At 61.6% G+C, this 26,116-nt stretch carries 18 protein-coding genes and 1 pseudogene; 8 read left to right on the top strand and 11 right to left on the bottom strand.

The window, feature by feature from the left end; translation table 11 throughout:
* Positions 1-133: 133 nt before the first annotated feature.
* From BGIM_RS0143475 to BGIM_RS55660, 6 genes are all read right to left on the bottom strand, one after another.
* On the bottom strand, positions 134-601 hold the full coding sequence (locus tag BGIM_RS0143475) for a DUF6527 family protein (RefSeq protein ID WP_020475856.1): 468 nt from the start codon (positions 599-601) through the stop codon (positions 134-136).
* Positions 598-1,779 (bottom strand): ThiF family adenylyltransferase, encoded by a 1,182-nt coding sequence (locus BGIM_RS0143470; RefSeq protein ID WP_020475855.1) that lies wholly within the window; start codon positions 1,777-1,779, stop codon positions 598-600. Before BGIM_RS0143470 ends, BGIM_RS0143475 begins: the two co-directional genes overlap by 4 nt.
* Positions 1,754-2,503, bottom strand: coding sequence for a multiubiquitin domain-containing protein (locus tag BGIM_RS0143465; RefSeq protein ID WP_020475854.1), 750 nt, complete (start codon positions 2,501-2,503; stop codon positions 1,754-1,756). Before BGIM_RS0143465 ends, BGIM_RS0143470 begins: the two co-directional genes overlap by 26 nt.
* 82 nt (positions 2,504-2,585) lie before the next feature.
* The gene (locus BGIM_RS0143460) at positions 2,586-5,996 is read right to left on the bottom strand and encodes an ATP-dependent helicase (RefSeq protein ID WP_020475853.1); all 3,411 of its coding nucleotides are present in this window, start codon (positions 5,994-5,996) and stop codon (positions 2,586-2,588) included.
* Complete coding sequence (locus BGIM_RS0143455; RefSeq protein ID WP_020475852.1) at positions 5,983-6,585, bottom strand: hypothetical protein; 603 nt, start codon at positions 6,583-6,585, stop codon at positions 5,983-5,985. The genes BGIM_RS0143460 and BGIM_RS0143455 overlap by 14 nt, the downstream gene beginning before the upstream one ends.
* On the bottom strand, positions 6,582-7,418 hold the full coding sequence (locus tag BGIM_RS55660) for an RNA polymerase sigma factor (protein WP_020475851.1): 837 nt from the start codon (positions 7,416-7,418) through the stop codon (positions 6,582-6,584). The genes BGIM_RS0143455 and BGIM_RS55660 overlap by 4 nt, the downstream gene beginning before the upstream one ends.
* Before the next feature lie 260 nt (positions 7,419-7,678).
* Here BGIM_RS55660 and BGIM_RS66760 point away from each other — a divergent pair.
* From BGIM_RS66760 to BGIM_RS68525, 3 genes and pseudogenes are all read left to right on the top strand, one after another.
* A pseudogene (locus BGIM_RS66760) lies at positions 7,679-8,379 on the top strand (AraC family transcriptional regulator N-terminal domain-containing protein).
* Entirely contained in the window at positions 8,373-8,702 is a 330-nt protein-coding gene (locus tag BGIM_RS68530; protein WP_072022319.1) for an AraC family transcriptional regulator, read from the top strand. Before BGIM_RS66760 ends, BGIM_RS68530 begins: the two are co-directional and overlap by 7 nt.
* Before the next feature lie 194 nt (positions 8,703-8,896).
* On the top strand, positions 8,897-9,145 hold the full coding sequence (locus BGIM_RS68525) for a GNAT family N-acetyltransferase (protein WP_072022318.1): 249 nt from the start codon (positions 8,897-8,899) through the stop codon (positions 9,143-9,145).
* Positions 9,146-9,396: 251 nt separating this feature from the next.
* On the opposite strand, the gene BGIM_RS0143435 is transcribed toward BGIM_RS68525, so the two are convergent.
* The 4 genes from BGIM_RS0143435 to BGIM_RS64175 form a co-directional block, all read right to left on the bottom strand.
* Positions 9,397-10,716, bottom strand: coding sequence for a glycosyltransferase family 25 protein (locus tag BGIM_RS0143435; RefSeq protein WP_020475848.1), 1,320 nt, complete (start codon positions 10,714-10,716; stop codon positions 9,397-9,399).
* Positions 10,717-10,785: 69 nt separating this feature from the next.
* Positions 10,786-12,000, bottom strand: a complete 1,215-nt coding sequence (locus BGIM_RS0143430; protein ID WP_020475847.1) for a class I SAM-dependent methyltransferase — start codon at positions 11,998-12,000, stop codon at positions 10,786-10,788.
* Positions 12,001-12,043: 43 nt separating this feature from the next.
* Positions 12,044-14,212 carry a glycosyltransferase gene (locus tag BGIM_RS0143425; RefSeq protein WP_020475846.1) on the bottom strand — a complete coding sequence of 723 codons (2,169 nt, stop codon included), beginning with the start codon at positions 14,210-14,212 and terminating at the stop codon, positions 12,044-12,046.
* Positions 14,213-15,565: 1,353 nt separating this feature from the next.
* Positions 15,566-15,796 (bottom strand): hypothetical protein, encoded by a 231-nt coding sequence (locus BGIM_RS64175; protein ID WP_020475842.1) that lies wholly within the window; start codon positions 15,794-15,796, stop codon positions 15,566-15,568.
* A gap of 156 nt (positions 15,797-15,952) precedes the next feature.
* Between BGIM_RS64175 and BGIM_RS60820 the strand changes: the two genes are divergently transcribed.
* The 5 genes from BGIM_RS60820 to tnpC all read left to right on the top strand — a co-directional run bounded on the left by BGIM_RS60820 (position 15,953) and on the right by tnpC (position 25,743).
* A complete protein-coding gene (locus tag BGIM_RS60820; protein ID WP_020475841.1) occupies positions 15,953-16,180 on the top strand; it encodes a hypothetical protein in 228 nt (75 codons plus the stop codon).
* 296 nt (positions 16,181-16,476) lie between these two features.
* Positions 16,477-17,085, top strand: coding sequence for a class I SAM-dependent methyltransferase (locus tag BGIM_RS0143395; protein WP_020475840.1), 609 nt, complete (start codon positions 16,477-16,479; stop codon positions 17,083-17,085).
* A gap of 133 nt (positions 17,086-17,218) precedes the next feature.
* Positions 17,219-22,972 carry an RHS repeat domain-containing protein gene (locus BGIM_RS55645; RefSeq protein WP_020475839.1) on the top strand — a complete coding sequence of 1,918 codons (5,754 nt, stop codon included), beginning with the start codon at positions 17,219-17,221 and terminating at the stop codon, positions 22,970-22,972.
* Positions 22,973-23,634: 662 nt separating this feature from the next.
* Positions 23,635-24,267, top strand: coding sequence for a hypothetical protein (locus BGIM_RS0143385; RefSeq protein WP_020475838.1), 633 nt, complete (start codon positions 23,635-23,637; stop codon positions 24,265-24,267).
* Between the two features lie 72 nt (positions 24,268-24,339).
* Positions 24,340-25,743, top strand: a complete 1,404-nt coding sequence (gene tnpC, locus BGIM_RS0143380) for an IS66 family transposase (protein WP_020475837.1) — start codon at positions 24,340-24,342, stop codon at positions 25,741-25,743.
* A gap of 23 nt (positions 25,744-25,766) precedes the next feature.
* On the opposite strand, the gene BGIM_RS60815 is transcribed toward tnpC, so the two are convergent.
* Positions 25,767-26,116 (bottom strand): transposase (locus BGIM_RS60815; RefSeq protein WP_020475836.1); only part of this gene is annotated, 350 nt, incomplete at its 5' end.

Here is a 26,116-nt window from a genome sequence, read left to right as displayed (position 1 = left end):
CCTTTAAGACAAACAAAATCAACCCCACAGCCTACCTGTGCCGTGCGGCGGCCGTTAGCTCAGTAGGCGAACGGCCGGGAGGCTACAGTGCGCGGCGTTCGGCGCACCCGACGCCGCGCTGTAGCCACGAGTATCACGACCCAAATAGCCGCTTCCAGAGCCGTGCCCACCAGCCGCGCTTTGTCGCCGCGGGCGGGGGCGCAGCGGGCACTTGCTGGGCGGGTGGCGAGTGCGGCGTGGGCGGTCCGGTCTCCGGCGTTCCGTAGTGGCGCGTCCTCGCGGCACTGTCCCGGCGCCGCTCGGCTTCGACCTGAGCCTCGTTCCACGGCGGCGCGGTGAGCACGTTCCCGTGGTCGATGACGTAGTGCGACCGGCATTTGAGGGTCCAGTTGCCAATCGAGGGCCACAACGACACGCTTTCACCGTCGAACGTCATCCACCACGCGACCAGGCTGAGCGGCGTCACTACCTCCTCGCCACAGCCGCAGCAACACAAGTGGGAGGCGGTGCAGAACTCGAGCGAGATGTAAAGCACCCCGACCTCGAGCGTCTCGGGCACGTACTGCACGAAGCGGTGTTCGAGCCTCTGGCAGCGCATCATGGGCGGTCACCGTTGATGAGCAGGTTGCTTTCGGTCGTGTACGTCGAGTGGTGCTCCCGCTCGGCGTCGCGGTAAAATCCGCGATCCTTTTTCCACTTCAGGACGGCGAGCGCTGCGGTGAGCGCATTCAACTCGGCCACCTGGATGTTGGACGCGTAGACATCGTCCGCCCCGCCGCCTGCAAACGGAACTCGCCCGCTGTGGACGTGGTCGCGTTTCTCGGGCGTGCTGGCCGTCACACGCAACATGCCGCCGAGCGTTCCGGCGTCGTCTAGGTCGAGGCCCATTCCCACGTCCACAAACCCAGCGCCGATCTCTTCTAGGCGGCGGACGACGGCCCGCTTGTCCTCGCCGGCGTCCATGCACAAGAACGCGAACGTGGTCCCGTCGAGCAACTGCACGTTGTCGGCTCGGATGAACGTCCGGTGCGCGACGATCCGGCGGTGCATGCGCGAGTAGGCGCGGCGAAAGTACTCGACCTTTGCGTGCACTTCCCGCAGCTCTTCGATGGACGCAGCACCGGGGGCTCGAAACGCGTTGTGGGAGAGAAACTTGTCGTTGTCGAACAGGCGGATCTCTTTCACGGGCGTCTTGGCGACCATGTCCAAGACGTACGACCCGGAGCCGCCGAGGCCGACGATGGACACAGTCTCCTTGGCGAGCTTGTCGCTCAGCGCGCCGATCCCCACGCGGGCGGACGCGGTGTCCAGGTAGTTGAAGACGCCATCGTCTTGCTCTTCCGGGGTGCGGAAGAACCGCGGGTTCGCGCCGGGCCCTAGCACGGCCGCCGGTCCGGCAATCACTCCGGCGTAGGTGACCATCTTCTCGTAGTGGTCCGTGTACCCCTCCGGCCGCGGCTTGCTCGAGAAGTGGTGCTTGGCGATCACCCCACTTCCCAAGTCGTAGCTGCCGCTGGCGTTGCCGATGCCCTTCAGCGCCGTGCCGTCGGCGTTGCAGGGGAACTCGCCGTCGAACCACACCTGGTGCGAGTCCGGTTTTTGCGTGACGTTGCCGGCCATCGTGAGGCCCGAGACGATGGTGCCGCGGCAGACGTGCTTGCTTGCGTCCACGTACGGCACCTCTCGCATGAGGAGCAGCGCTCCACGGACTTCGACGAAGTAGCCTTCGTCCCGGAGGCGCTTCAGATCGGGGTTACGACTGAACAGTTCGTGTGACATTGAATCGGGTCCCGTTTTTGATTTGGACGGATCCGCCGCGGCCGAGCTCGCCGACTGGTGGCGTCGCGGCGGCGTGGCTGTAGCTCATCGAGAACTCGACGTTCGGGTCGTGCTCGCCGGGGAACGCGAGCTGGACGATCTGTTCGAACGTCACCGTGTTCCCAGTGACCGTTCGCGGCCGCCCGTTGACGAAGATCTCGAACGTGGGGACCGGCCGCGGCCCGGTGACGAAGTGCTCGACGCCGGGGGCGGCTAGATCGACGACGTCCCCGGGTTCGATGAGCCGGTCCTGGCCCCCGCGGGCGTCGAAGAAGACGGCCTGACCGGCGCCCACGTTCGCGAGCGAGTACAGCACAGCGCCGGGCATGTTCTGAACGCCCCAGTTGATCGCGTGGCCGTCCAGCGTGAGCCGGAAGACGCGGTCCGACTTGAACGCGACGAACCGCTCGACACCCTTGCCGCGCAGGTCGAAGGTCTCGTCGAGCCGCACGTCCTCGAAGTCGCCGGCGGGCAGGATGGCGAACAGGCTGAAGTCGTCCGGCGGCCCGTACCCGGCGACCGCTAGGATCTGCCGCCCGAGCGGCACCGGGTCAGCGATGGTGAGCGGCCGGAAGTTGAGCGTCTCGTTGCTCACCGCGAGCCGAAAGGAGTCGTTGGCCGCCGACCGCTCCGGCCGGCCGGTGGCTTCTGGCCCTTTGGTGTTGGATTGAAGTGCGTTACCCATGCAATTAGTCCTCCGTCATGCACCGGGCTCCATCGCCCAGGTCTGAAGGGTTAATCGCACGATCTTAGCGTGACCGGTAAATTCAGGCGGAGAATTTTTTCGCCAGCGGCCCGACGGGAACTGGGCCGCAGATGAAGAAGGCCGGGCACCGCGGGCAGGTGACGGTCTCGTTCAGAGAAAACCGACCGGCCCGCACATCGCTCACCATCTCGTCGATTGAGTTGCAACGGTTGCCGAGGACTTTCGAAGACATCTCCACGGGCGAGACGGCCGCGTCCCCCAAGTGCACAAACTCCACCTCGCAGCCGGGCGTGTGGGCGTTGGCGGCCAGGTGAAACGCTGCGGCCGCGAGGCGGTTCTCGTCCTCGTCGACGTTGTGGCCGGTCTTGACCCGCCTCATGGTGGTCTTCCCGCTGGCGTCGATCACCACTTGGTCCGGAACGATGACGATCTCGCCACCGGCGACCCCGAGAAGAAGGCGGGGAACGGTGTGAGTCTGCTGCCCGGCAGCGGCATCCGCGAAGGACTGAAGTAACTCAGAAGCGATTCGCTTGTACTCGTCGGCGTATCCGTGCTCGGCCGGACCGTGCTTGTCCCAGAGGCTGTCGAGAACGGCTTCGAGCTCCGCGTGGGGGAGTGCCGGTCCCACGCGGGCGACTACAGCCTCGACAACCTTTTGAACCGCGACGTGCAGGAGCATGAACGCGGTCTCAGTCCGGCGACCGCCGACTCCAAGAACGTGCGTGTAAAGGAATCGGCGAGGGCAGCGTTGGTAAAGCCCTAGCTGATGGTCGGTCACTCGGAAATCGCCGTCGATGCTGAGAGCCACCGGCGTGTTAACGGGGTCGGGCGGTAAAGTGCTAACGGGAATCGAGTGGCGCTTGACAACATTTGCGCCGAGTCGGTCGATGAAAGGTGAGCGGGCGCGGTTGCTCCCGTTCGCCGTTTTCGTCGGAGAGTAGAGCAGCAGACGGTCGCGCGCCCTCGACACCGCCACGAAGAATAGGCACTCCTGCTCCTCGGCGATCGCCGCGTGCATCGCGGCGAGGCTCTTACCGCCGGCCCCCTCGATGAGGCCGTCGGGCGCAATGATGTCCCGCGTGAGCACGCTCTTCGGCGACCGCGGGATGCTCGCCTTGGTCAACCCGGGAATGTGGACCACCGGGAATTCCAGCCCCTTGCTGCCGTGCATCGTCATGAGGCGCACGGCGTCGATCCCTTGCGCGCTGGCGGGGAGTTGCCGTAGGTCGCGCTCGTCAGCGTTCCGCACGAGCCGTCGGATCCGGTTGAGCAGCCGGGTGACCGGGAGCCCGGCACCTTGCGGCTGGACGCGCAGGAAGTTCATGAACTGCCAGATGGCGACGCCCTTCGCCCGACTTCGGACGTCCGAAGCGGCGGCTATGTCCGCTGCCATCCGCGATCGATCGAAGAGCACGGACGTCAACACGTTCCAGGGCTGCTCGAGTTGCCCGAATCCGTCGAGAAGCGCCGCGATACGGAGAAGGCCGGCGCGTCCCTCTGAAGACACACCGTCCAAGGTGGCGACGATTGAGGTCCATTCCAGTGGGGCAGAGTCGGAATCTCTAAGGTGTGCGATGACGCGCGCCACGTCGGCGAGGGGAACGTGGTACTCGTCCATGGCCGCTACTCGAACGAGCCCCATCGCGCGGCCATCGGCGAGTAGCGACAACAGGCTCAGCAGATTCTTGATCTCGTCTCGTTCAAAAAGGCTGCCGAGGTAAAGCACCGGAATCCCGAGCCGCTCCAGCCCCTCGGCGAAGCGCCCCAACCGGTCGTTCCCGGCACTCAACACGGCTTGGTCGCGGTACGAGTTGTTCTGGGCGCGCATCCGCTTGATCGCTTCGGCGACCGCAGCTATCTCCTGTTCGTCGGTCTCGACCGACTGGTATTCGGGCTGAAGGCCCGATGCACCTCGATGGACGGTGAGGGAGATGTCGGCGCCGACGACGCTGGGAATGTCCGCGGCGAAGGTCAGGAAGGCATCAACCACCTCTTGGTGACTGCGGTAGTTCGTCTTTAGGCGGCCCCGCTGGCCGCCTGGGAAATCCTCGCGATCGAAGCGGGCCATGTTGTACGCCGACGCCCCGCGGAAGCGGTAGATGGACTGCTTGACGTCACCGACCACCCACAGGTTTTTGCCGTCACCGGCGATGGCCTGAAGCAACCGCACACTGCTGCGGTTCACATCCTGATACTCGTCGACCAGGACGTGTTCGTAGCACGCCGCTAGGCGCGCCCGAACGTGCGGGTACTTCTCGCACAGCCGCACGGGTATCGAGACGAGGTCGCCAAGGTCGATGCAGCGCAAGCCGCGGTTGAGTCGCTCGTAGACCTCGTAAACCGTCGCCACCTCCATGCATCGCTCGGCCGCCTTCTTCTCCTCGGGGCCGGTAGCCGACCTCAGCATCGTCTCAGCGCACGTGCGGTAAGCGGTCTCGTCGGCCACCTCGTCCTTCGCGCGCGAGATCGCCGCCAGAATGTTCCCCAGGATGTCGGCCGGGTCCCAGAGGTTTTTGAAGTGCTCGAGCTTGAGGTTGGGGTACTCGTGCTCGAGCATCTCGATCGCGTCGGAGCGGTCGATGAGCCGCGGGTCCGGGGGGAGGTCGAGTAGGTCGTGGAACCGGCGGATGACGTCGAGGCCGAAGCTGTGGAAGGTGCCGGACCAGATCTTGGCCGCGGCGGCAGGGTGCTTCACGCCGATCCGCTCGGCGAGTTCGGCGGCCGCCTTGTTCGAGAAGGTGAGGATGAGGATCTTCTCGGCGTCGGCGCCCCGGTTGAGCAGGTGCTCGACCCTCCCGACGAGCGTCTGCGTTTTCCCGGTGCCCGGCCCCGCCTCCAGCAGATAGGGCGAGCCGTCGTGTGTGGCGGCCGTCGCCTGGTCCGGTAGCAGGGGCTTGTCCGAGACATCCGGTTTCGGCTCGACCGCGGGGAGGAGCAGCGCATCAATAAGTTGCTGCGAGACGACGGCGTGAGACGCGCCGAGCCGAGTCGCAATAGCCGCGGCCGACGCCCCGCCGCTCAGGTGGAGGACGCGAAGCCACGAGCGCGGCAGCAGGAACTCACGCGCGAAGAGGTCCATCTGGACTTCCCGACGCTGCCGACGGCTGTAGTCCACGACGCGGTCGGCACCGACGGGAGAAGCCTCGGGCGGCCGAGAAGGGTCTATCGAAGTGGTAGTGGACGGTTCGTCCTTGCCGCCCAGTTCGACGTGCCCGATCTCGTGCGCGACCAGAAAGGCGTCGATGAACGGATCGCCACTGTCCTCGTGGAGGATCAGCAGCGCGCCCGGGTCGTAAACCGCGCGCCCGCCGTGGAGCCGCCCGTCTCCCTTGGGCAGGCGCTCGACATCGAGCAGGCGACGGCCGGCTTCGGCGCAGGCGAATTCGTAGGGCTTATTGGGATCGCCGCCCGCTTTTACCGCGGCGGCGTGGAGTTGTTCGGCCCGCTGGCGGCTGACCTCAAGGGCATTCATCTTCGTCGCACTCGTGTAGGAGGAGGCTGCGCTGTTCGTCCGTCATGGGCGTCCGCTGAACGAGATCGCGGAACGTCGTCTGCCCCTGGTGGGCCGGCTTCGTGTCGGATTTGAACGAGAGGGCAGTCGGCACCTCACACTGCCTCGACAAGTTTGCGCGGGCTGAGTCGAGCGACACCGAGGCCGCTTCCGAGAATCTGCGCACGAAGCCGCTCGGGATCGACGAAGGAAGGACCAATCCGTCTCGGAGGGCCGTCAGGATCGAGCGCGGCACGTTGAGCGCTTTCGCCAGAGCGGCGAACGCCATCCCCTGATAGCGCGCAAACAAGTCAACGCTCTCGGCACTCGTAGCGTTCCCCGGCCCACAGGCGACAAACTCCTCCCAGGCAGTTTTCGCGCCCGGGTCCGGCAAGGCTGTGGGAGGCTGCTTCTCGATCGTCTCGTTCAGCCTGAGTTCGGCCGACAGGTCGATGAGGTCCTCTTTTAAGTCGGGGTACTTGCTGAGGTAGCGGTCCAGCGTTTCCCGATCGTGCGCGGGCTCGACGGCAAACGCATAAAGGATAGCCTCTCGGTCGATATGGCTGCTCATGCGTTCTCCTGCTCATCCTTCAGCGCGTCGTGCAGCTTCAGGTATGCGCTGTCACGCCGGTTGCGTACCGTTTTCTCCACGCAGTCAAGCATTTTGGCTATGGTCGGCTCCCCATCGTCTTGCGAGTCTATCTGGTACCCCTGAAGGATCAGTTCGATAACCCGCTGTTCCTTCACCGGCAGGAGACTAATCGCACGAAGGAGCTTCGACCGGTAAAGAAAATCGCAACCCTCCGGGGGCGCCGGAGCACGCAGCTTCAGAAGCGCTTTCTCAACCTCCGGCGACGGCTCTGCCGGTTCGGCTTCCAATTCGAGCGGTTCGAACCGGGCGGCCTCGCGGCGCACGTCCCGCCGCGCGGTGGCCCGAAGGCTCGCGAGTGCGGCGTTGAATCGGCACTCGTAAAAGTCCAGGCGGTCTTCGTACGCCTTGCGGTCCTTGCACAGAAGAACCTGAAACTTGTGCAGCACAGCCTCGCGGATGTCGAGGTCGACGGCGCTTTCCGCCGGCTTTCCCGAGCCAGTGAGCTTTCGCGTGGCCACGGGGACCGCAGCGAGCACGCGCTGTCGGAGGATCTCGAACAGCTCGCAATGTGTGCTTGTGTTGTTACTCGGAGGGTGACGCACGAAGTACAGGACACATTCCGACGGGACGTAATCCGAGTGCTCCGAGTCGTTGATTCGCGCTCGTTCGACCAGGTCGTTGTCGGGCAGGGCTGAGAGTGTCAGCAGGGCCGCGGTAATTTCTGGTTGGCGAAAGTACGCGGTGCCGTCTTCCTTCCTGAGTCGAAGGGAAACGATCGGCGAACCGCCTGGGCTGGCAGTGTTCGGGGTCATCGCGACGAGTTTAACCTCCGAATCGGGTGCCTTTCACACTGACAAGTAGACCCGAATGGCGGCGACGATGCAAATCGGATTAACGTAGTTTCGCGTATTTCGGGTTAAAAGAGGTGCGAACCGACTAGCGCATCTGCTATGACCCGCACGATGACGCAATAGCATCGAATTGCGGCTGAGTGCGACCATATCAAGGCGGGGGTGCACGTCAAAGGCCGACCTTCGCCGGCGCGTTCTCCCGAAATAGGGACCCATCCCGGATGTATCGCGGCGCTTACGATACGGCCGTGCCCGGGTTACGCCTCGCCCGATCGTCAAAACTCTCGGAGATTTCGGCCGTGGTCTACGAGCCGTCCCTATGCGTCATCGCGCAGGGCGCAAAGGAGATTCACCTCGCGGGCGAGGTCTACCGCTACGACCCGGCCCGCTCGCTCGTGGTGTCGGTGGATCTCCTGTGTCCGCACGCGTGATCGAAGCGTCCGTGACGCGGCCTTGTTTGGTCCTGCGCGTCTCCATGGACCCAGGCGTTGTCGCGGACCTGCTGGTGGACGGCCTCGCCGAGCACCCATCCGGACCCGCCGAGCGCGGCCTCGCCGTGACCCCGGTTGAGTCGCCACTCCTTGGTGCCGTCACCCGGCTCGTCGAGTTACTGGACACATCGGACGACATCGCAGCACTTGCACCGCTCGTCGTCCGCGAGATCACCTACCACGTGCTCACTGGTCCCGAAGGACCCAGGCTCAGGCAGATCGCGGCGGCCGGCGCGCCCGCCCAGCGAGTGGCACGGGCGATCAAGTGGCTCAAGGAACACTACGCCGAACCGCTGCGGGTCGAGTCGCTCGCGAAGCACGTGCGGATGAGCACGTCCGCGTTCCACCTCCACTTCAAGGGCGTGACCAGACTGAGCCCGCTCCAGTACCAGAAGCGGCTCCGGCTCCAGAGGCCCGGCGAGCGATGCTGAGTGAAGGGCTCGACGCGGCAGAGGCGAGTTTCCGTGTCGGTTACGAGAGCCCGAGCCAGTTCAGCCGCGAGTACCGGCGGCTATTCGGAGTTCTGCCGCGGCAGGACGTGGCCGCGATGAAGGGGCGAAGTAGAACTCTCGACCGAGGCTGCTGCGCGGTGAGGCAGCGGACATGGAGGGAAGTCAGTTCGTTGAGCGATAGACCGGCTCGCGGGCGCGGCGTGAAGTGCTACACCTACTGCTACACCTTGAGTGGACACCTGGATCGTCTGCCAAGTCCGTCGCCGCAAGTCGCGTCTCAAGAACAGGTTGCTGAGAGGTGATCTGTCCCGCGTCCTCTCCGCATCCGCTTTGCTAAATCGGTGCTTTCGACCTTCATCGAGAAGAGTAGTTTCATCCCCTTTGCGTCTGCAAAAGTGACGGAAACACTCTTTTCGATGAAAGCCATCATACGATTTGTTCGGGACCAAGAGGTCACAGGTTCAAATCCTGTTAGCTCGAGGCCGTCACGCTACTTGTGCTGGTTCGACTGACCGTTGACCGTCGGCATCAAAATCAAGGAATCGGACATATGCTCCAAGTGTCGTGCGGCAGGCGTTGCAAGTGGCCGATATGGCGGGAACAGTGGCCATGTTGGGAGGATGTCTTGTCCGAAAAAGCCAGCCGTTTTTACCAATCGTGCGGGTTTGTCGAATTGCCATCGCAACCTTCCACTCTCTGCCTGATGTTCCACATCACCCGCCCAACCGGGCCGTTGTCCGTGTGAAATGGGCCAGACGAAAAACAGCCGGGCGTTTCGTCTGACCTGCGAGCGGATCGGGATACATCGTCCAGAAATGTGAGGAATGGCAAGCCGCCCCAAAAGCCATTCCGGCCGCGAATCATGTAGATCTGCCGCCGTTCGATAAAACGACGGCTGTGATTCGAGTCGCCAAACCGGAGGAGGTGTTGTTCGCGATCACTCCGCCGGACAACGGGCCATTCTGCCAGCTCCGTGGCGATGCGAAACAAGTCGAGTCACCCGGCAATCAGGCTCGAAACCGTGGCCATTCTCCACTGTTCAAGTGCATCATCGGCCCGTTCGGCGTGGATCTCCCCCCCCCGCCGTTCGGTCGCCGCCGCTGCCATCGCCGGGGTGATGTCCGGATGCCAGATCACCGGCACCCCCTGCGGCATTGATTCGGTCTCCATGCCGATCAGGGTGATCCACTTTCTCAACGCCTCCCTGGGGTCCGGTTCGGCGGGCACCTTGCGGAGTCCGTTGTCATAGTCGGTCACCGGGTCGCGCCAGTGTCCCGTGTGCCAGCCCTGGTCGCGCAACTCGGCGACAACATCCCGTGGCGCCCGCAACAGCACAACATGATCGCGGGACGGGGAGGGTTTCCGGGTCAGCCCCGGAATCAGCCGCAGACCGGCGGCGACCGAGTCCGCGCTGACCTCGACCACCCTCCGCCGGGTGGCGGCTTGCACCAGGGCGGCCGTGGCCTGCGGATGCCAGACGGCCCCGACCAGGCCGTCCTCCCCGGCCGCCTCCCAAAGGATCATCTCCACCCATTCCGACAGCAACGGAACCGGATCGGGCGTGGCGAACGCCCGGACCAACCCCCGGTCGATGTCAGTCTCCGGATCGCGATCGTAGCCCGTGTGCAGACCGTGGCCGCGAAGGGCGGTGACAACATTTCGCGGCCCCCGGACCAGCGTGATCGGCCAGTCATCCGGCGGCGGCGTCCAGAACTTAGTCGGGTTGCGGGCGCCGCTGATGTCCGAATGTCCCCGCGCCTGTCCCACCAGAAACGGCTGGGGGGCATAGACTTTGTAACGGGTTTGGGCCGGCCCCATGATGTGGTCGCAGTGCCCCGAGGAGCCGCTCCACAACTGGTACAGATCCCGGAGGAAGCGGCCCCGGATGGCGTAGGCGTGGGTCCGCTGGCAGTTGACGCATTTGACCACCCCCGGACTCACGGATGTCGCCGGGGCGATGTGCTGGCCCCCCAGCATCAACTGGTCCCAGTCGTCGGGGACGGCGGCGAGGAACCTGGCCACATCGTCCGGGAAACTGTCGCGGACGCAGGCGTCATCCTCCAGCACCAGCAGCGAGCCGACCCCGTCCATGATGGCCCGCTCCAGAATCTGGCGGTGGCTTTGCATGCAACCCCACGCCCCGCCGCCCGCCGCCCAGCCTGTCGGAGCCGGGAGGATTCCCCCGTCAACAGCCTCGAAAACGGTCGGCTCTCGAAAAGGCCAGCGTCCCCCGGACAGGCCCGCCCGGAAGGCCGTCAGGCGGTCGGCCCGCCGTTTCAGGCTGACGACGACCACCCGGTCAAATGTGTCTCTCATCTCTCATCCCCGAATTTTTCCCAATGGTGAACATCAAAAATGGTCTTGAAGCTCGCATGTTGAAGTCTGTCATCCTTGCCGTTCGCACAGGGCGAGCCGGCGGCCGTGGACATCGGAGACGTCCGGAACCACCGTCACCGTCCAGCCCGCCAGGATATTGGCCGCCAAGTCACGAACCGACGGCCGGTGGAAATGATTGACCGCCAGGCGGCCGCCGGGCCGGACCCGCGCGGCGGCCCATTCTAACGAGGCGGCCGGGCCAGATTCCGGCGGGTCAACGAACACCAGGTCGAAGTCCGAAGGGGCTTCCTTCCGAACGGCGTCGAGCGGAAACATCCGGTCGGTCGGCAGGCGAAGCGAGGCCAGTCGCAGAAAAGTGTTCGCCAGCCGGTCCCGGTTGTCATCCGTCGTCCACACCGACGGCGAGTGGGGCAGGCTGCGAAACAAGACCGACGAGGCGCCGCTCCCCAGTTCCAAGATTTTGGGGAGACGGTCTTTCGCGGCCATCTCCCACAACGTGCCAAACGTCCGCGCGGACGGTGCCGATGCCTGCCGGGGTTCGGCCGCCAGACAATCCCGGCATCGCAACGCCACGGAGGAAGGGAGTTCCGTGATCCCGTCGGCGAGCCGCGCCAAGGCGGCCTGGTCGAGCCAGCGGTCGAAGTCATAATCGTCGTGCCAGAAGGGTTGGTCGGAACAGGCGAGCGACTTCGCCCGGCAGCCCGGCGCCGAGCCGATCCACATCTCGCACGAGTAACGGGTGAGGTTGCGGGAATGGTGGTAGGCCACGTAGTCAGGCAGCTTCCGGAGCCATTCGGGGGTCGCCATCCAGAAGTTCCCCGAAAAATGCCGGTCGCCATGCCCCCACCAGTTCACCCCGGCCGCGTCATGGTCGCGCAGGCTGTCCATGTTTGGCCGCCACCGTCGGATGACATGCTCCTGCATCAGCCGCCGCCATTTTCGTTTCGGTTCGTGGCCAGGCGCGGACACTCCCTTGGTGTGGAAGTACAGGACCGGGGAACGAAGCTCACCCGATTTGGCCAGCCGCTCGATCTCCACGAGGGCAAAGGTTTCATAATGGTCGGTGTTCGGATCGGAGCGGATCAAGCGGGGCCGGAGGCCGAACTGGCCGGCCTCTTCCATGATCCAGTCCAGGCCAGTCCCGACATGGGAGAGCCGGACGTCGGACAGGCCGCTCTCGGCGAGCAGGGCCAGTTGTTCCGAAACGACCTCTTGCCAGTCCCCCATGGCGGCGGCGTGATAGACGACAACCGGCGGACGCATCCCAATCCCTCCCGCGTGAATTCCAGATGATAAAATTGTCGCCTCAGCCCTGCGGCACGCCGTCGACCCAGAACTTCCGGTCATGGCAGACCAGCGACAAGGCCCGCGCGCCGGGGACCGAGCCGATCCAGCGTTCGCAGGCATACCGCCCCCAGGAGTTCTGGGCGTGATACCTGGCAAAGTCCGGCAGCCCGCGAATCCATCCGGCCCGCGCCATCCAGAAGTTGCCGGAGAAATGATTCTCGTCCCCGTTCCACCAGTTCACGCCGACCACGTCGTGACCGGCCAGGGCCGCGATGTTCTCGCGCCAGCGTTCCACGACCTGCCGCTGCATCAGCCGCCGCCACATCGCTTTGTTGAGGCTCCCCGGCTCCGACACCCCCTTGGTGTGGAAGTAAAGAATCGGGTCGTCGGTCATCGCGGCGATCCGTTCGACCAGCCGCATCGCCAGCGTCTCGTGATGCCCCAAGTCGTCCTCGTGCTGGCATAACAGCAGGTCGATCCCGTGCCGGGCGGCCTCGTCGAGCAGCCAGCGGGGGGCCTCGCCGACATGGGTGGCCGTCACGGAAGTCAAACCGGATCGTTTCAGGGACCGCAATTGCTCGGTCACGCCCTCCCGCCAGTTGCCCATGCCCGCCACATGCCAGACCACGCGCGGCCGGCCGGTGACCGGCCTGGGGGGCAGGCCGTGCCCGGCCGCTTCGGCGATGATCGCCCCCAATCGCCGCAAGGACTCGGCATAATCGGGCAGATGATCCATCGGCCGGCTGACCGACGCCCGCCAGGCCGGGTCCGCGATGATCCGCCGGATTTTCTTCTTGAGTTCCTCCGTGTCCCCCGGCGGGTAATAGACGCCGTGATGATCCTCGTGAACCTGGTCGCGGACGCCGTAGACCGGGGTGGCCACGACGGGCAAACCGTGGCTCGCCGCCTCCATGACCGTCAGGGGGAACGCCTCTATCCGCGAGCAGCAGACGTAGAGGTCGGCAGCCGCGTAATAATCCCCCGGCGAGTCAGTCTCGGAGACAATGACCACATTGCCGGGCGCCCCGGCGACCTCCCCGTGATCCAGGACCCGGCCGACGACGAAGATTTTGGCGGGCAGGTCGGCGGCGATGCGAACGAGGTCCGACTGCCCCTTGCGGGGTTCGATGCTGCCGACCGTCAGAATGACAAACTCCTCTCCGATTCCCAGCCTGCTTCGGGCGCGGACTCGTTCCGATGCCCGGTCCGGGCACGGGGGCGGGGGAACCCGGAGGGAGATCACCTCGGAGGACGCCTGGCAATACGGGGCGTAGGATGCCGCCGATGAATGGCAGGGGAACACCGTCCGAAAGGCATGGGGGAGCAACCCCGCCGCCCAGCCGTGCTGGGGAAACAGGGACGGGTCGCTCTCGTGGATCATCCAGACCAGCGGAATCCCTGCCCGGATGGCGGCCTCGACGGCCGGGCAGGAAACGATGGTGTTGGCCACGATCACGTCGGTGTTCCGAAGATCGAGGTCATGCGTCACCGGAATCCCCGCCCTGAGTAGCCGGTTTTTGAGCGGGCCATCGGACGGGGAATAAACCGTCGGCGCGATCCCGCCCAAACGTTCGATGAGGGTGGCCAGCAGGATAGGGGCGCCACTAAGCGTCAGTTCGTGGCTGGCGAAGAGCACGCGGATCGGGCCGAGCCGTTCGGCGACCGGGACGCGGGCCAGCAAAAGCAGCCGGTCGTCGAAATGGCCCCGGACATGGCGCAGGTCCAGTTCCAAGTGATGGCAGTCCGGGTCTTCGGAAATGCCGGCCCGGCGAATGATCTCGGAGGCGTTCGTGTGCGGTTGGATGTCCTCGATGACATACACCCCGTCGGGCTTCAAACGGTCCCAGAGACAACGCAGGGTCGCCGCCTGGTCCGCGAGAACGTGGGAACCGTCGTCGACAATCAGGTCATAGGTCTGGTCTGACGCCGGGGGAGAAGTGGCGTCAACGACGCGGGTGATGATACGGTCTTCCCCAATACTCACGGGATTCGCGTTCCATCCTTCGATCAGGGCTTGGGGAAACGCTCCGGCCAGGGCCCGCCAGCCGGCCGGCTGGCCGATGTCCAAAACGTCTTTGACCAGCGGACGCCGCCCGGCCGGAAACAGGCGGTCATAAATCCGCCCGTAGCAATGATCGGTGTCCCGGTCGCCGCCGTGGCGGGTGAACAGTTGTCCGAAGGATTCCATGTCGTCGTCTCGATGGGGTGCGATTCGTCAATGCTGCATGTGGGGTCAGACAGCCAATTCTGTGCGTCACAGGATGGCAACGTTTCCGTTTGGCGGTCTCCGCCATGAAACATGAACCATGTGTGTCATGCGGCCAAGCTGTTCTCGCAAACAAATAATCCATCAATGATCATCGCCGCAAAATTCTGCGGTTGGATGGTGATTGATTTGGGTTTGTGAGAGGTGAATGCCCGGATTGGTGACTCAAAATATCATGAGCTATCGAAGATTATCAATGGAGTAATCATCGGCCCGAATATAAGCAAGTCAGGTTGGCCGGTTTGTTGAGATTTGTCATGCGGACCGGAGGAAATCCGCCTCGACCAACATGTAAATGACTATGCACAACCGCAGGCAAGATTGGGAGAAGTGATCAACCGGCCTTGTCCGCACGAGGTAACTCGCAATTCAAGGAAAAATGAGGCATGTCCGGGGAGGCGATGACAGCCGCTTGCTCTCCTGGGTTCGCAAGATCCAAGTGATTTTTACCAGCCATTTGAAATCATGGAAAAATTGCGAAGCTGCCTAGCGGGTCGTCAAAATCAAAATTATTCTCCCCATATCCTCGGACCATTCATCAACAATCGGTCGTCTTCCTTCAAACACAATATCCGACAGTTTTCATCACCCAAATCATGTTTTTGGCAATCAAAGACATGATGTGATGATTGTCGTCAGATTCATTCGTCCGAGAAGCGTTGACGGCCACGGAGTCGCCATGTCTCAAATATCACAGCCCGATTTGGATGTTTACACCGGAGGCTGGCGGACGCCGCCGGTGTATTCCAAAATCAACGACACCCATCCCCATGACGACACATTCGTCAGCAGCGAGGGCAGGCCGGAGGGGGACGCCTTCAAGGTTCACTTCAAGGGATTGATGGCTCCGCAAGCCGGCGACCAAGTGTTGACGGTGCGGATGCAAAAGGTCGGAACCGGGTCGGAACACGTCTGGATGTCTTTGGTGGAGTCCAAGGAAGGCAAGCCGACCGTGGTGATCGCTGCCCGGCGGGTGGATCCGACCGATGTTTACGCTGATTACTCACTGACCCTCACGACGGACGAGACGAAGCGAATCTCCGATTACGCCTGCCTTTATCTCCGGGTGTCGGCCGTCCAGGACGATTCTTCCTCGTCATCATCAGGATCGACCTCTCGCGGATCGGTCTCCAACGGGTCCACGTCGGGCGGATCTGTCTCCGGTGGCTCGACGTCTGGTGGATCAGCATCTGCAGGTTCGTCTGCCGGCAGTGCCAGTTCAGCCGGCCCGTCGGGCTCATCCTCCAACAGTTCCATGTCGAATGGAACTGTGTCCTATTCTAACTCAGGCTCATCAGTTTCCGGAAATTCCTCTTCCTCAAGAAGCTCCTCATCGTCGGGTGTCATCGTCGGGTGTTGTCCAAACCCGATCCCTATGATCTTGTTCGTCACGTTTAGCGAGGATATTGCGCCACTCGGCACGGTGGAATTGACGTTCGATGGCTCAAGATGGTCGGGTACTGCTTCCGGTTGTGGTGGTGTCAGCGGCGTGAGGTATGAATGCATTGATTCAGTTTTTCTCCTGAATTTTTCAGGCAACCTTACAAGCGGAGGCGGTGGGCCACCCCAATCATGCGAGCCGTTTTTTCATGAATTCCCAATACCAGTGGGAGGCGGGACATGTGGTGTGAATGGATATGCCACCATCACGGAGACCCCGCCATGACAGACTCGCAGAAAACCAGCATCGTGGCGAAAGATCCGAGATACGCTCCCGTGTTCGCGGGAACGGTTTCCAGCAAACCTCTTACCTTGTGCGCCGACTTGGGCCGGTCGGTCGGCGTAAATTTGCGACTCTGTCCGCATGGCCATGGCGACCACGGAGTGGTGAAACCGTGTCGCGACTGCGGCTCGAAATGTGCCGACTATACCCCGGTCGATGAACAGTGACCAGCGATTGCTATTTTGCGGAATTGACTCTTTCAGCCAGAACACAAAAACAGGAATTCGCTCGTGACCACGACCAACATTTCTTGGGGCCGGTTTCTCATCTCTGATGCCACCTCGACTGACCAAACATAGCCACTACTTTCATTTGCGGGTTGCGTCGAAGAAGAACCAAGTGATTGCGGTTGCTCCGGGGCTACGCAAATCGAAACACAGCGAATTGTCACACCGCTTCCCCGTCATCGGCTCCATGAGGGGTCGCTTCACACCGCACGGAAGCCAATAATGGGCGAGATTTCATGATTCCCCCGAAAAGGAAGCCGCAATTCGTTGATCTGGCATGGGTTGGCGGCTCGGCCGGGCGTGAGGACTCCCAAGGCGGCTGGCAGTCGTTCGTGGGGCGAACGAAGACGGGACACCGGATCCTTGACATGGGAGCCGGTCTAGGATTGTCCCGGGCCCGGCTGGCCAACGGCGGGGCCAATGAGGTTGTGCTGCAGGACCCGTCGGTTGAAATGGCGGCCGTGGACATTCACACTCCGATTCACGAGATCGGATCGGATGCCTTCACGCTGGTGACCGCCTTCGATGTGATCGAGCACATTGAGGAGGATTGGGCCTGGCTGGCGAACGCCTTGCGGGTGGCGTCTCACAGTGTGATTCTCACCACGCCGAATTATCACGTCTCCCAGGCCGCGAATCCGCACCATGTCCGCGAGTACACGCCGGCCCAGCTTTACTGGATGGCCAGCCGGATAGGGACCGTGCTGGAATGCCGGTGTGGCGACCCTGTCGGGGAGAATATTTCCCCGGCGTTGTCCCCGGCGGCGTTTTTCGACTCCCGCTCCCCGCACCTTTACATCGAGGTGGCCAGGGGGCGGGAGGGATTGGTCTTTCCGGCGGGATGAATCAAGCCGGGCGATGCCGGGATGTCAAATTCCAGATGTGCCCGAACCATGCGAGGCCGACGAACAGTGACGAATCATTCTTGGATCAACCAAGAGCCAGTTGTCTGATCACATAATCTCAAGGAATTTCTTCATGACCACGATTAATGTCAGTTGGGCGCAGTTTCTCATCCCCGACCCCGCCCCGACCCCCCAAGGCCAGACACCGCCATTGACGCCCGCATGCACCCAAACGGGTCCGAGTTGTGGTTGTGGCTGCTCATGCTGCAAGAAGCCGGACACAAACAAAACCGGAACCTGCACCATTCCAGCCACCAAAAGCCCTGTGCAGTATCGCAACGGGCAGATCAAACTGGACGCGGCCGATCTCGAATCGGACGGGTTCGGATCGGAATGGCAGCATTCGCGCAGCTACTCGAACCAGCTCACCGGGGACGGCGGATCGCCGCAGGGGGTGAACTGGCTGATTTTCCGCTGGTCTTATTTGCTGGCGGGGGACGCGGGGAGCATCACGGTCGTGCGCGGGACCGAGGGAACCATTTACTTCGATTTGGATGGCGACGATTACGTTCCCTTGTATGGCGCCCATGCGACGCTCTCACACGACACGGACAACAATTTGTTCGTGTTGTCGCTGCCCGCCGGGGACCGGCTTGAGTTCCACGACTTCTCCCAGACGGCGTATCCCCCGGGCGTCTTCTCCCGGCAGATCGCCCCCGGCGGGCTGGTCACCTCGGCCGAGAATTACAACGAGTTCGGTTATGTCGACGAAATGCGGCGCACGGGTTCGGCAAACGGTGTTCCGCTGGCCGAGTCATTTGTCTACGAGTACACGGCCGACGGCCAGATCGACAGCGTCACGCTTCGCCGCAAGCTCGGGGGCGGGGGCTGGGAGGACGTGCGCCGGGTCGCGTATGACTATTACGGCGCGGGCGTCGATTTCGGCAGCGAGGGGGATCTGCGACGGGCGAGAATCCAGACCTCGGTGCCAACGGGCTGGGCCGACATTGACACGATGTTGTACCGCTATTACGTCAGCGGCGAGACGGCGGGTTTTGTCCACGGGCTGAAGTATGTGCTGAACCCGGCGGCTTACGACCGGATGGTCGGCGATGGCCTGGACCCGCTGACGGCGTCGAACGCCGTGCTCGCGGGCTATGCGGACAATTACTTCGAGTATGACGGCGACCGTCGGGCGGTTTTGGAGACGGTCGACGGGGGCGACGAAACCACCACGCTAACTTTCACGGCGGGATCGGACACCGGCGAACCGAATATCTGGGCCATGCGAACGGTCGAAACCCGTCCCGATGGCAGCACTGTCACCGCTTACACCAACGATGTCGGCCAGTTTCTGATCCGGGACGAATATCCGGGCACGGGGGACGATCATTGGATCGAAGCCTACCAGTACGACGAGGACTTGCGTCAAGTCATGCACGCCATGCCCTCGGCCGTGATTGGTTATGACGACTCGGAGACGGATCTGGCGATTGAACTTCACAGCGACGCCGGGTTGATTGAGAACACGACTTATTATTCCTCCGAAGACGTTGGCGGCGCCCCCGGCTACACCCACACGCGGACGATTCAACAAGGAAGCGAGGGGGACGCGGTTCCGCAACTGGCTTACGAATACGCCGGGCACACCTCGGGGGATCAGACGGTCTATGAGATATCGAAGCAGACCGTCTATCGCAACGACGACGGATCGGGGGCGATCGACACCACTTATGAATACGAGTATTATTCCGGCACGACCCAGATGAGCCGGATGACGACCACCTGGCCGGCGGTTTCCACGGACCAGAACGGCTCGGGGCTGGCGGCCAGTCGCATCGATTGCTTCGACACCGACGGGCGCGCCACTTGGTCGATGGATGAACTGGGCTTTTTGACCTATCGCGAATACGACACCGGCACCGGGGCCGTCGTGAAGCAGATCGCGGATGTGGACACGGCCCAGACGGGCGGGTTCACAGACCTGCCGTCCGGCTGGAGCACTCCCGAGGGAGGCGGATTAAACCTGATCACGCAATATGTGGTTGACAATGTGGGCCGGACCATCCGAACCACCTATCCCAACGGCCGGATTGACTACGGCGTGTTCAACGACGAAACCCACGAGACTCGGATGTATCCCGGCTGGGACAGTTCGACCAACTCGCCCACCGGTCCGACTCAACTGTCGCGGCAGGACCGGGGCCAGGGATATGCCGAGACGCTGACCATGTCGACCGCCCCGGCCGTGTCGGCGGGATGGCCGGACGGGACGGAGTCCATCTCGGAAGTGCAATCTCTCAACCGATCCCTCTTTGACATCGCCGGGAAATTAATTTACCAAGATCGTTATGTGGATCTGACCGGCCTGGCCTATTCCACCAACCCGGCCATCGGCACGGCGGGGGTCAACTTCGACCGGACCGGTTACGGTTATGACGTTCGAGACCGGCTGGTTCGCACGATGGGGCCGCTGGGGACGATTTCCCGAACCGTGCTCGACTTCATGGGCCGCGAGGTCGGCGAATGGGTGGGCACAAACGACACCCCGTCGTCGGGGGAATGGTCGCCGACGAACAACACCAGCCCGGCGAACATGGTTCAAGTGGCGTCTTACGAATATGACAACGGCGGCGTCGGCGATGGAAACCGCACGAAGGCGACCCAATATCCGGGCTTGGATGCGGATGATCGGGTCACGCAGATGTGGTACGACTGGCGAAACCGGCCCGTGGCGACCAAGTCCGGCGTCCAATCCACCGAGTCAACGGATGTCCACCGACCGATTGCCTATGTCGATTACGACAATCTGAGCCAGGCCGTGGAATCGCGGCGTTATGACGGGGACGGCGTGACGATCACCGTGACGGACGGCGTGCCGCAGGCCCCCTCCTCCGATTTGCTGCGGGCGAAATCAGCGGGTTTCTTCGACGACCGCGGCCAGAGCTATCGCAGCCAGACGTTCAGTGTCGATCCGGCGACGGGGAGCGTTTCGACGGATGCCCTCACCACCAACACTTGGTTCGACAACCGGGGGCAAATCATCGCCACGGCGGCCCCCGGCGGGTTGTTCCGGAAGACCGCCTATGACGGGGCGGGCCGCGAGACGGCGACTTATGCGACTGACGGCGCCGGGGGAACGTCATGGTCGGCCGTGGACACGGTCGAAGACGACCACGTGCTGGAACAGTCCGAGCCGGCTTACGACGGCAACGGAAACGTCCTCGCCGCATTGCGACGGCTGCGTTTCCACGATGCGACCGGCACGGGAGCGTTGGGAACGCCGACGACGGGAGTGAACGCCCGCGTTTATTACCAGACGGCGTACTATGATCTCGCCGACCGCCTGATTTCCTCGGCGGATGTCGGGACAAACGGCGGCACGGCCTACGTCCGGCCTTCGACGGTCCCCAGCCGTGCCGACACCGTTTTGGTGACGGACTCCAGTTACGACACGGCCGGGCGGGTGTTCGAGGTGGCCGATCCACGCGGTCTGGTGACGCGCACCCTGTACGATCTGGCCGGACGGGTGTTGGCCAAGATCGAAAACTACACGGACGGCACTCCGACGACCGACAGCAACAAGACAGCCCAGTTCACATACAACGCCGCCGGGATGACCACCCTGACGGCCGTGCTGACCGGCGGCCAGTATCAGACAACCGCCTGGATTTACGGCGTGACCACCGCGACCGGCAGCGGCCTGAACTCCAACGACATTGTCCGCATCATGCAATACCCCGATCCGACAACCGGGAACCCGAGTTCCGGGCAGCAGGAGTTGAAGTCCGTCAACGCCCTGGGCCAGACGCTGACCACGACGGACCGGAACGGCAGTGTCCACACCTGGACTTACGACGTGCTGGGGCGGTCCGTGGCGGACGCCGTGACGACCTTGGGAAGCGGCGTGGACGACACGGTTCTTCGGGTCGAGATGAATTACGACACGCAGGGCAATCTGTTCCAGACGACCACTTACGACGCGGCCACCGACGGCAACGTGGCGAACCAGATCGAACGGGCCTACAACGGCCTCGGCCAGCTGGTCGCGGAATATCAGGCGGTCGACGGCGAAGCGGACACCGACACGACGCCGAAGGTCCAGTATGCCTACTCCGAGATGGAAAACGGCGCCAACCACAGCCGGCTGACCCTGATGACTTACCCCAACGGCCGCGAACTGGAGCAACAATACGCCTCCGGTCTGGATGACAGCATTTCGCGTCTGACGGCGATTGTCGATGATGACACAACGCTTGAGGGATATGCGTATCTGGGACTAAATGGCATTGTCATCCGCAGTCATCCGGAGCCGGATGTGGACCTGAGCTACGTCAAACTGAGCGGCGAGGGCACCGGCGACGCCGGCGACCAATACACCGGGCTGGACCGCTTTGGCCGCGTGGTCGATCAACGCTGGCGGACGCCGGGCGGAACGGACGTGCAACGGTTCGGCTACGGGCACGACCGCGACGGCAACCGGTTGTATCGGGAAAACCTTGTGTCCTCCGATCATTCCGAGGTATACTCATATGATGGCCTGAATCAGTTGTTGGGTTTCGAGAGGGGAACGCTCAACAGCACCAAGACCGGCATCAGTGGAACGGTGAGTCGAAGCCAGGAATGGGACTACGACGCGATTGGCAATTTCGCCGACCAGACAACCGATGGCGTGGCCCAAACGCGGACACACAACCGGCAAAACGAAATCACGGCGATTAGCGGGGCTACAACACCGGCTTACGACTCCGATGGGAATTTGACGACTGACGAGACAGGGAAGACATTCAAGTATGATGCTTGGAACCGTCTGGCACAGGTGAAAAATTCCGGCGGCACGACGCTGGCGGACTACAAATGGGACGGGGCTGGCCGCCGCGTCGAAGAGATTCGTGGCGGCACGACGACCGATCTGTATTACTCGGATCAGTGGCAGGTGTTGGAGGAGCGAGCTGGGGCCGCCACGACAATGAGTTATGCTTGGTCACCGGTCTATGTGGACGCCATGATTGCCCGCGACCGGGACACCGACACCAATGGCACGCTGGACGAACGTTTTTACGCAATGCAAGATGCGAACCATAACGTGACCGGGTTGGTGGACACAAATGGAACGATCGTTGAGCAATATCAGTATGATGCATTTGGCGAATTTAATGTATTGGATGGGAGCGGGGAGACGCTGAGTGACAGTGCATATTCGTGGAGTTATCTTCATCAAGGAGGCCGATGGAATGAAGATGCTGGTGTGTATAGTTTTAGGTTTCGAGAATTGAGCCCAAGTCTTGGTCGCTGGCTCACTCCTGACCCAATTGGATTTGATGGTGGGAACGTGAATAAATACGGATACATAAACAATAACCCCTTCAATGGTCTTGATGGAATTGGCCTGTTAGACACCACAAATAAATATGTGCCAAAAAATCTGACCGTTAAAGATGCCTGCAAATCGGCTCGAGGCGGTCCTTGGGGCATAATCAGATATGAATTGTCGGTGGTGTTGGTGATAATGGGCGACGCGGCCGAGGCTATTCAAGCAATGAGGGATGCTGAAGAAAAAGCGAGGCGGCTTGAGCTCGCATTGAAAAATCTGCCTCAACGTTTGCCGGCCATCGAGAGGCAAGTCCCGCTGACACCTGTTGTCATGCCTGAAATAAAACCTCAGCCAAAATTGCAACCTAAACCATTTTATGACCCTCGACTCGACACAAGAACTTCCAGGCAGATCACTGCAGATGACGCCGAAACCGAGAAAAAATGTTCTGAACTTAACCTAGATTGCATTGGTAACAACCCTATTTGGCGTGATGGAAGATGGCAGTTTCGAGACTGTTCGAGTGGCTACGTGAGATGCTTGCGTGACGGAGTATGGCCGTGGTGGGTGTGATCCTTCTGTTTTTTAGAGCCTGTAACTCAATGAGCCAAAATCCTTGAATTCAGGCAGTTTTCTTCATTGAGTTGCAGGCTCTTGAGCCCGACTTTGACTGGCAGGATTTGCCGGCCGAGATGGGAGGCGGTTGCAGGATGACTTGCTAGCGGCAGTTCCAAGAATGGGCGGTAACGTCTGGTTTGCGTCGATAGTGCCAGTTCTCTGGCCCCAGAGGGGAAACCGAAGGCCCCGGCAGACGACCCGACGAATTGCACAGGGACCGGGGATGACGCCGAGGCTCTCCGAGATTCCTTGAGACATCGGGGCATTGAACCCAAACTAGTGAAACGCCGCACGCCTCATGGCAGTGTTCTGGGCGTGTTCCGATGGGTATTCGAGCGGACGATTGGCTGGCTACATAACTTCCGAAAACCAATGAAAGTCACAGAAAGGACATAAGAAGCGCAGCTTGCCTTATTGAATCTGGGTTCTGACTTATTTTCTTTAATTATTTTTGTGACTCATAAATTTACAAGATCAAGAGTAATTAATAATAGCGAATGCTTTTTGCTGCATCTATTCATTTGTTTGTTGAGGCATTATTTTATTGCCAAAACAGTCAATATTATTAATATCGACTATATTGCTTCGCATCGGCTATTTTTTTTGGAGTTATCGATATGAGTTGCTATTTCTGTCAAGCCCCTTCCTTAAAGCAGCATGGGTCCATTGACTGCTGCGAGGATTGCTATAATTACATGCTGGTCAGATTTGAATTTGACAGGGAATTTTCACGCATCACTTCCAACGGCTTTGGACTAAAATCAGTCAAAGAACTTATTGATTTCTGGACATCAAATAGTCATAAAGAAATGGAAGGCTATTTAGGGCATGCGACCTTAATGTCAATTGCTACTATCTTTGAAAAAAACAACCAGACAGATAAGGTCGCTTCGATTTTGCGAAGAATTCAGCGGCAAAATTCCGAGCGATTCAGATCTCAAATTGACCATTATGTACATCTCTCAGAGATTATGGAAAAGCAGTCCGCACTGGCTTCATTTGAGTATGTTAATGAATCAATCGTCAATGTTTGTGAATCGTTTTCTGTGTGTCTGATTATGCTTTTAGGCAGGAGTGCAATTCTTTCTGAGAAATGTGGGCAGCAATTGGATTTGCGTCATTTGGAGCTAGCAAAATATTTAGCCAATAACGACTTTGTCAATTTTGATTTTCTGCTATCTCGCGAGAGTTTTTTGATGAAATTGAGCAACTTATTAAGAGATAATAATTTGGGTGCCCTGAAACAATGACGAATGCCCCTGAAGGTAGGTGTTCACGGCCCGAGGTTTGGTTTTCCGTGAACCTATGGTAGCGTATGGCGCATGGACGTGCCGAAACTGACTCCGGAGATGATGGCGGCGTGGCCGCCGGAGGCGGTCGCTTTCATCCAATTGCTGTTGGCGAAGATCGCCGACCTCGAAGAGAAGCTGAACCAGAACTCGCACAATTCCTCGAAGCCGCCGTCAAGCGACAGGCCGGCGGTCAAGCCGGCCCCCCCGAAGCCGGCCTCGGGAAAGAAGCCGGGCGGCCAGCCGGGGCATCCGAAACAATCCCGGACGCTGATCCCGACCGCCGAATGTCAGCGAGTGATCCCCTGTATCCCCGCCGCCTGCCGCAACTGCTCGAAACCACTGGCCGGGAGCGATCCGAACCCGTTGCGGTTTCAAGTGACCGAGCTGCCGCCGGTGAGGCCCGAGGTCACGGAGTATCAACGCCACCGGCTCGTCTGCTCTTGCGGCTTCTCCACTTGCGGTCCGCGGCCGCCCGGCGTGACCGGACAGGACGGCCCCCGGTTGCGGGCGGGCGTGGTGTTGCTCACCGGGCGATATCGGATGAGCAAAGAGAATGCGGCGAACCTGATGGGCGACCTGTTCGGGGTGTCCCTGTCGGCCGGGCAGGTGTGCGCCGTCGAGGCCGGGGCGGGCGCGGTGTTGCAACCCGTCGCCGACGGCATCCTGGCGGCCGCCCGCCGGTGCGCGTCCAACATCGACGAGACGTCGATGGGCAAGGGCCGATGGCTGTGGGTGATGGTCACGGCCGTCGGCACGGCCTTCCAGATCGTCTCCGGACGGAACCGCGGGGAACTGCTGAAACTGATCGGCGAGAAATATGTCCGCGTGCTGACCAGCGACCGGCACCGCCTGTATTCCCGCGTGCCGCCCGGCGACCACCAGTATTGTTGGGCTCATCTGCGTCGGGATTTTCAGGCGATGATCGACCGGGACAACGACGGCTCGGCCGCCGGCCGGGAGTTGTTGAAACTGTCGGACGAATTGTTCGATCTGTGGAAACGGGTGCGGGACGGGACAATGACCAAGTCCGCCTTCGCCTCGAAAATGTCCTTCCACGGCGACTTCCGCACCCGTTTCAACGCCACGCTGGAACGGGGGGCGGCCAGCGGTTGCGCCAAGACGAGCGGCACGTGCGGCCAGTTGGCGGAGCGGGAGGTGTCTCTGTTCCGGTTCGCGTTCAACGACGGGGTGGAACCGACCAACAACGCGGCCGAGCGGGCGATCCGGCACGGGGTGATCTGGCGAAAGCAAAGCCACGGTCCGAAGAGCGAATCCGGGGCGAAATACCTGGCCAACATCTGGAGCGTCGTGGAGACCTGCCGTCAGCAGGGCCGAAAGGTCTGGGACTTCCTCGCCGACTGCTTCAACGCCGCCCAAGCCGGAGGCCCGTTGCCGTGTCTGGTCGCCCGGGAGCCTCAGCCTCAAGCGGCCTGAGAGTCTGTCCGGAAAGATACCCCTTATTTTATCGCGTATTTAAAAGGATGAGAGGGTTTCGGCTGCAGCCGATTCAACAGATGTTGAATGCCTCGAACCCGGACCATTGACTCGCTGGAATCGGCCCGCCGTTCGTAGTCCTTGCTCAGCCGCCTCGCCCGGCCGAGCCACGCAAACGTCCGCTCGACCACCCACCGTTTCGGCAACAGCACAAAACCCTTCACCCCGGCCGGACGACTGACAATCTCCAGACGCCACCCGTCCGGATACATCTGGGCGATGGCGTCATGCAGGGCATGGTTGTGGTATTTCGTGTCGGCCCACACCAACTCCAAATCCGGGCAGCGTTCCGCGTTCAATTGGGCGATCACCG

The organism is Zavarzinella formosa DSM 19928 (assembly GCF_000255705.1).
Lineage (GTDB): Bacteria > Planctomycetota > Planctomycetia > Gemmatales > Gemmataceae > Zavarzinella > Zavarzinella formosa.
This window is presented reverse-complemented; position numbering and strand designations above follow the sequence as displayed.

Excerpts from the sequence above, each read along its gene's own strand:
- BGIM_RS0143475 (WP_020475856.1), bottom strand. The coding sequence starts at position 601 with ATGATGCGCTGCCAGAGGCTCGAACACCGCTTCGTGCAGTACGTGCCC.
- BGIM_RS60820 (WP_020475841.1), top strand. The coding sequence starts at position 15,953 with ATGACAGACTCGCAGAAAACCAGCATCGTGGCGAAAGATCCGAGATAC.
- BGIM_RS0143460 (WP_020475853.1), bottom strand. The coding sequence starts at position 5,996 with ATGAATGCCCTTGAGGTCAGCCGCCAGCGGGCCGAACAACTCCACGCC.
- BGIM_RS55645 (WP_020475839.1), top strand. The coding sequence starts at position 17,219 with ATGACCACGATTAATGTCAGTTGGGCGCAGTTTCTCATCCCCGACCCC.
- BGIM_RS55660 (WP_020475851.1), bottom strand. The coding sequence starts at position 7,418 with ATGACCCCGAACACTGCCAGCCCAGGCGGTTCGCCGATCGTTTCCCTT.
- BGIM_RS0143430 (WP_020475847.1), bottom strand. The coding sequence starts at position 12,000 with ATGCGTCCGCCGGTTGTCGTCTATCACGCCGCCGCCATGGGGGACTGG.
- BGIM_RS0143465 (WP_020475854.1), bottom strand. The coding sequence starts at position 2,503 with ATGGGTAACGCACTTCAATCCAACACCAAAGGGCCAGAAGCCACCGGC.
- tnpC (WP_020475837.1), top strand. The coding sequence starts at position 24,340 with ATGGACGTGCCGAAACTGACTCCGGAGATGATGGCGGCGTGGCCGCCG.
- BGIM_RS0143425 (WP_020475846.1), bottom strand. The coding sequence starts at position 14,212 with ATGGAATCCTTCGGACAACTGTTCACCCGCCACGGCGGCGACCGGGAC.
- BGIM_RS68530 (WP_072022319.1), top strand. The coding sequence starts at position 8,373 with ATGCTGAGTGAAGGGCTCGACGCGGCAGAGGCGAGTTTCCGTGTCGGT.
- BGIM_RS0143435 (WP_020475848.1), bottom strand. The coding sequence starts at position 10,716 with ATGAGAGACACATTTGACCGGGTGGTCGTCGTCAGCCTGAAACGGCGG.
- BGIM_RS0143385 (WP_020475838.1), top strand. The coding sequence starts at position 23,635 with ATGAGTTGCTATTTCTGTCAAGCCCCTTCCTTAAAGCAGCATGGGTCC.
- BGIM_RS64175 (WP_020475842.1), bottom strand. The coding sequence starts at position 15,796 with ATGCATTCATACCTCACGCCGCTGACACCACCACAACCGGAAGCAGTA.
- BGIM_RS0143470 (WP_020475855.1), bottom strand. The coding sequence starts at position 1,779 with ATGTCACACGAACTGTTCAGTCGTAACCCCGATCTGAAGCGCCTCCGG.
- BGIM_RS0143455 (WP_020475852.1), bottom strand. The coding sequence starts at position 6,585 with ATGAGCAGCCATATCGACCGAGAGGCTATCCTTTATGCGTTTGCCGTC.
- BGIM_RS0143395 (WP_020475840.1), top strand. The coding sequence starts at position 16,477 with ATGATTCCCCCGAAAAGGAAGCCGCAATTCGTTGATCTGGCATGGGTT.